Annotated in this window: 4 protein-coding genes; 1 reads left to right on the forward strand and 3 read right to left on the reverse strand. The window is 70.6% G+C overall.

The window, feature by feature from the left end:
- Positions 1-86 precede the first annotated feature (86 nt).
- A complete protein-coding gene (locus Q5425_RS21400) occupies positions 87-2,684 on the reverse strand; it encodes a bifunctional FO biosynthesis protein CofGH (RefSeq protein WP_308674044.1) in 2,598 nt (865 codons plus the stop codon).
- Between the two features lie 153 nt (positions 2,685-2,837).
- Between Q5425_RS21400 and Q5425_RS21405 the strand changes: the two genes are divergently transcribed.
- A complete protein-coding gene (locus Q5425_RS21405) occupies positions 2,838-4,385 on the forward strand; it encodes a transposase (protein ID WP_308674046.1) in 1,548 nt (515 codons plus the stop codon).
- Here Q5425_RS21405 and Q5425_RS21410 read toward each other — a convergent pair.
- Positions 4,370-5,128 carry an SDR family oxidoreductase gene (locus tag Q5425_RS21410; protein ID WP_308674045.1) on the reverse strand — a complete coding sequence of 253 codons (759 nt, stop codon included), beginning with the start codon at positions 5,126-5,128 and terminating at the stop codon, positions 4,370-4,372. The genes Q5425_RS21405 and Q5425_RS21410 overlap by 16 nt on opposite strands.
- The gene (locus Q5425_RS21415) at positions 5,125-5,922 is read right to left on the reverse strand and encodes an alpha/beta fold hydrolase (RefSeq protein WP_308674047.1); all 798 of its coding nucleotides are present in this window, start codon (positions 5,920-5,922) and stop codon (positions 5,125-5,127) included. Before Q5425_RS21415 ends, Q5425_RS21410 begins: the two co-directional genes overlap by 4 nt.
- Positions 5,923-6,328 lie beyond the last annotated feature (406 nt).

A 6,328-nucleotide genomic window follows, 5' to 3' on the forward strand; every position in this document is an offset into this window, starting at 1 on the left:
CTACGGAAACAAGCAGTGCGAAGCGAGAAACCCCCATGAGCCGGAAGAGTAGCGGGCGCCCTGGAGCCCGGGCGCCCGCTACCGTCTTACGGCGTCAGCAGCGGCAGGAGCGGCTTCCGGACCTCGGTCGCGACACCGTCCGAAGCCTCCGCCGCGGCCCTCCGCTCGGCCGACGGCCGCCCGTAACCCGTCGTGCGCTGGACCAGCGGGCGGCCCAGCGGCTCGACCATCGCGCGCATGTCGCTGATCGTCTTGTACGACCCGTGCGACGCGCCCGCCATCCGGCTGATCGTCTCCTCCATCAGCGTGCCGCCGATGTCGTTGACGCCACCCTGCAGCACCGCGCGGCTGCCTTCTTCGCCGAGCTTCACCCAGGAGCTCTGGATGTTGTCGATCATGCCGTGCAGCAGCAGGCGGGACAGGGCGTGCACCGCGCGGTTCTCGCGCAGCGTCGTGCCCGGGCGGGCGAGCCCGGCCAGGTAGATCGGCGCGCTCTGGTGGATGAACGGCAGCAGCACGAACTCGGTGAAGCCGCGTCGCCCGTGCTTCTCCAGGCCTTCGCGCTGCAGCCGGGCCAACAGCTTGAGGTGCGCGACCCAGTGCGACGGCGTGTCGACGTGGCCGTACATCATGGTGGACGTCGTCGGCAGCCCGACCTCGTGCGCGGTCGTGACGACCTTGATCCACTCCGACGTCGGCAGCTTGCCCTTGGTGAGCACCCAGCGGACGTCGTCGTCGAGGATCTCCGCCGCCGTGCCCGGCAGCGAGTCGACACCGGCCTCCTTGGCCTTGATCAGCCAGTCCTTCAGCGAGAGGTTGGTCCGCGAAGCGCCGTTCACGACCTCCATCGGGCTGTAGGAGTGCAGGTGGATCTGCGGCTGACGGCGTTTGACCTCGGCCGCGAGGTCGAAGTACGCGGTGCCCGGCAGGTCCGGGTGGATGCCACCCTGCATGCAGATCTCGGTCGCCCCCGCGGCCCACGCCTCGTCGACGCGGTCGCCGACCTGCTCCAGCGAAAGCGTGTACGCGTCGGCGTCGGTGCGACGCTGCGCGAAGGCGCAGAAGCGGCAACCCGTGTAGCAGACGTTGGTGAAGTTGATGTTCCGCGTGACGACGAAGGTGACGTCGTCGCCGACCGTCTCGCGGCGCAGGTCGTCGGCGATCCGGGTGAACGCGTCCAGCTCCTTGCCGTCGGCGTGCAGCAGCGCCAGCGCGGCGTCGTCGGAGAGGCCCGCCGGGTCCTTTTCCGCGCTGCGCAAGGCCTCCAGGATGTCCGTGTCGAACCGCTGCGGCCCGGTCTTGATCCGGTCGCCGATCTCCTTCCAGTCCCCGTACACCGAGTCGAAGTCGCTGCGGCGGTCCTCCGTGCGGCCGCCGGCGTCGATCTCGGTGTGCAGCTCGGTGCGGCCGGATTCCTGCCAGCCGCCGTCCGGCTCCTGCCACGGGATGCCGACCGGCATCGCGCCTTCGCGCGCCATCCCGGTGTCGTAGTCGACGAGCGCGGCGACGTGCCGCGTGATCCGCGGGTCCAGCCACGGCTCGCCGGCCTTGACGTACTCCGGGTAGATGGTGAGCCGTTCCTTGAGCTCGAAGCCGGCCTTTTCGGTGCGGCGGGCGAGCTCGTCGATCTGCGGCCACGCGCGTTCCGGGTTGACGTGGTCCGGGGTCAGCGGCGAGACGCCGCCCCAGTCGTCGATGCCGGCCCGGATCATCAGGTCGTACTGGTTGCCGATCAGGTTCGGCGGCGCCTGGATGCGCATCTTCGGGCCGAGCACCAGCCGCGCCACCGCGATGTTCGCGGCGAGCTCCTCGAGGTCGGCGTCCGGGGTCGCGCGCATCTTCGTGTCCGGTTTGGCCCGGAAGTTCTGCACGATCACTTCCTGGATGCCGCCGTAGGTTTTGGCGACCTTGCGGATCTCGAACAGCGCGTCGGCACGCTCCTCGTGCGTCTCGCCGATGCCGATGAGGACACCGGTGGTGAACGGAACCGAGCTGCGGCCGGCGTCTTCGAGCACCCGCAGCCGCACCGCGGGGTCCTTGTCCGGCGAGCCGTAGTGCGGTCCGCCCTTCTCGCTCCACAACCGGGTCGCCGTGGTCTCCAGCATCATGCCCATCGACGGCGCGACCGGCTTGAGGCGCTGGAAGTCCGGCCAGGTCAGCACGCCGGGGTTGAGGTGCGGCAGCAGGCCGGTCTCCTCCAGGACGCGGATCGCCATCGCACGGACGTAGGAGAGCGTGTCGTCGTAGCCGTGCGCGTCCAGCCAGTCGCGGGCGGCCTTCCAACGGTCTTCCGGCCGGTCGCCGAGCGTGAACAGGGCTTCCTTGCAGCCCATTTCGGCACCCTTGCGGGCGATGTCGAGGACCTCGTCCGGGGACAGGAACGGCGACTCGAGCCGGCCCGGCACGGTGACGAAGGTGCAGTAGCCGCAGCGGTCGCGGCACAGCCGGGTCAGCGGGATGAACACCTTGCGGCTGTAGGTGATGACACCCGCTCGCCCCGCCTCGGCCAGGCCCGCGTCCCGGATGCGCGAGGCGTACTCGGACAGCTTGGTGAGGTCGTCACCGCGGGCGTGCAGCAGGACGCTCGCTTCGGCTACGTCGAGTGTCTTCCCGTCACGCGCCCTGGCGAGCGCGCGGCGCATCGCGGAGGCGGTCGGGGCGGTGGCGTCGGGTTCGGGTCCCATTCCGCCCACGCTAGGACCGTCCTCGCGGGACCAGCCAGTGTGTGTTCCGCACCCGGCGGCCCGTCTGGGCGCGCGTGATCGTCGGCGCAGGTCAACGCGGTCGCCTGGTTGTCGATCACCGCTCGGGCGTGTATTACCTAAAGGGTGGCATCGGTGGTCGGCAAGAAGATCGGCGGACGGACCTACTACTACCTGGCGGAGTCCGCCCGGGTGGACGGCAAGCCGCGGGTGGTGACCCAGCGTTACCTCGGCACGGCCGACGAGATCGCGCGCGCCGTCCCCGGTGGCGAGCCCGCCTCGGCGTCGTACCGGCCGTACGGCGACGTCGCCGCGGTCTGGGCGACGCTTTCGCGCCTCGGCTTCGTCGGCCGCGTCGACGACGTGGTGCGCACGAAGCCGTCGCTGGGACTGACCCTGGCCGTCGCGGTGCTGCACCGCGCGACCGCTCCGGAGACGCCGATGGGGCAGTGGTGGGCCGAGGGGGCGGCCGCCGACCTCGTGCGGCCCCGGCTGTCCACAGTGGATGGACTGTGGCGGGCCCTGGAACGGCTGACGCCGGACCGCATCGCGGGCATCGAGGAAACCGTCGCTTCCGCGGTCCTGGACACCCTGGACGACCACGCGGCGCTCGCCGTCGACGTCCCGCAGTTCGCCGCGTTCGCCCCGGCCGACTGCACGTTGCCTTCGGCGTGCCGGGGCGTGCTGGCCGGAGCGGGCATGAAGGTGACCCGCGACGGCGCGATCCCGCTGGCCTCGCGGCTGTACCGGCGCGACGACGGCACCGCGCCGACGTTCGCCTCGCTGATGGCGGAACTGGGCCCGGCCACGCTCGTCTTCCACGCGGGCCAGGCGGCGCAGCTCGACCTGGGCTCACGCAGCGGCTTCGTCGGGTCGCTGCCGTTGACCGACCACCCCGAGCTGCTGACCCAGCCCGCGTCCGCGCGCAAGCGCGTCGACCCCGAGCGGTTCGCCGGGCTCACGGCGCTCGACACGCACGCGGTCGTCGACGGCGTCCGGCGGCGGGTGATCCTGACCCACTCGGCGACGCTGCACGCGGCGCAGTCCCGCGCGTTCGCCGACGAGCTGGCCACCGCGACCCGCGAGCTCGACGGCCTCGCCGAGGCACTGGCGGCCGGGACCCACCGCGGCGACCGCGCCCAGGTCCACGCCGAGATCGGCCGCGTGACCCGCGGCCGGCGCATCGAGCGCGTGCTCACCGCCGTCCTGAGCGGGAACCGGCCCGGCGAGATCCGGGTGGAACGCCGGATCGATGCTGCTGCCCTGGCCCGGCTGGACGAGGAGTTCTTCGGCAAGCAGGTGCTGGTCACCGACCGGGACTGGCCGGTCGCCGAGGTCGTCACGGCCTACCGGGCCCGCACCCACCTCGAATCGACGTTCCGCTGGCTCACCGGGCCCGCCGTCACCGGCCCGACCCCGCGCTGGGAGTGGACGCGACAGCGGATCGCGGCGCACGGCCTGGTCTCGCTACTGGCCGCGACGGTCACCCACCTGATGCGGCGCGAAGCGGACCGGGCGGGGATGAACCTGTCGGTGCGGGAGCTGCTCGACCAGCTCGCGGGCATCGGCGAGCTGGTGCTGCGGTATCCGTCGACCGGCGGACGGCCCCGGGCGAAACGCCTGCTGACCTCGCCCGAGCCGGGTCAGCAGGCGCTGTTCTCGTTGTTTCAGGACTCCCGGTAGATCTGCAGCGCCGAGAAGCTCTGGACCACCGGCATCAGCTCGATGACGTTGATGTTCACGTGCTTCGGCCGGCTGGCGGCCCAGTAGACGGACTCGGCGACGTCGTCGGCGGTCAGCGGCGTGGTGCCTTCGTAGACCTTGTCCGCTTTGGCCTGGTCGCCGTCGAAGCGGACCTTCGAGAAGTCCGTGCCGCCGACCATGCCGGGCTCGACGTTCGTCACCCGCACGCCGGTGCCGTGCAGGTCGCTGCGCAGGTTGAGGCTGAACTGGTGGACGAACGCCTTGGTCGCGCCGTAGACGTTGCCGCCGGGGTAGGGGTAGGTGCCGGCGATCGAGCCGAGGTTGATCACGTGCCCGCGGCCGCGCTCGACCATGCCCGGCAGCAGCGCGCGGGTGACGTGCGTGAGGCCGCGGACGTTGGTCGCGATCATCTCGTCCCAGTCCCGGAGGTCGGCCTTGTGCGCGGGTTCCAGGCCCTTGGCCAGGCCGGCGTTGTTGACCAGGACGTCGACCTCTCGCCAGTCCTGCGGGAGGCCTTCGACGGTGCTCTTGACCGCCTCGGGGTCGCCGACGTCGAGTTGGCGGGGGAGGACCGCTTCCCCGAGCTCGCCGGCCAGCTTCTCGAGCTTGTCCGCGCTGCGGGCGACGGCGATCACGCGGGCGCCCTCGGCGACGAACCGGCGCGCGATGGCGTCGCCGAAGCCGGCGCTGGCGCCGGTCACGAACACGGTCTGCTGGGTCATGGGGTGGCTCCGCTGCTCGTGCTGTCGGTCAGGAAGGTGCTGAGGGCCTCGTCGAACTCGGCCTCGCGCTCCAGGTTAGGCAGGTGGCCCGCGCCCTCGACCACCACCAGGGTGGAACCCTTCGTCCTCCGGTGGATCAGCTCGGCGTCGGCGACCGGGGTGAACTCGTCCTCGCTGCCGACGACCACGAGGGTGGGGACTTCCAGGTTGGCCAGTCCCGGCGTGTAGTCGGGACGCTCGGCGCGTCCCCTGAGCGCGGCCGCGGCTCCCTTCTCCGGGGCGGTGCGCATCATCCTGCGGACGTGCGCCTCGACGTCCGGCCTGGTCGCGCGGGTCTGCTTCGAGATCATCTTCGGGAGGAGCTCCTCGGCGTACTGCTCCATGCCTTCCGCGGTGATCCGGTCGGCGGTGTCGAAGCGGGCCTGCCTGGCCTCCGGGGTGTCGAGGCCCGCGAAGGTGTCGGCCAGGACGAGGGCGGTCACGCGCTGCGGGTGGTCCGCGACGAGCTGCATGGCGATCTGGCCGCCCATGGAAAGGCCGCCGAGCACGAAGCGGTCCAGCCGGAGGTGGTCGGCCAGCTCGACGAGGTCGTGGGCGAAGACGTCGAGACCGGTCTTCGTGTCCCGGCTCGCCGACTGCCCGTACCCGCGGAGGTCGGGGGTGACGACGCGGTAGCCGCTTCTGCTCAGGTGCTCGGCCTGGGGCCGCCACATGGAGCGGTCGAAGGGGTGGCCGTGGACGAGCAGGACGGGCTGTCCGTCCCGGGGGCCGAGGTCGTCGTGCGCGAGGTTCATGCCGTCGACGCTAAGCGGAGCTTTCACTCGGAGCAATATGGTGCAATGTAGTCGGAGCAATGTTCTTTCGGTGGCGCTCCCGGCGGGTTGGGGGCAGACTGGGGCGCAGACGGGTCCCGTCATGGGGTCTGACCTGCGCTGATCTTGTTAACCGACCCCCCTGTTTCGGGCTGTTTCCGGGCATGTAAAGTTCTCCAAGTCGCCAGGGAAACCGGGTGGCCACCGGGACACGAACCAAGCTCTCGCGAATAGCGATTGAGTGGGTGTCCCGCCAAAACTGCTAGGAATAACCCGCTTCGGGTGACGCTGGGCCTTGGGTCTGGAGTCGGTCGGGGTGTGTTGCTTGAGAACTCAACAGTGTGCTAGTGAACTAAGCCAGTAGAGCTTATGTATTGAAACCTCGTAT

Source organism: Amycolatopsis sp. A133 (assembly GCF_031082405.1).
Classification (GTDB): domain Bacteria; phylum Actinomycetota; class Actinomycetes; order Mycobacteriales; family Pseudonocardiaceae; genus Amycolatopsis.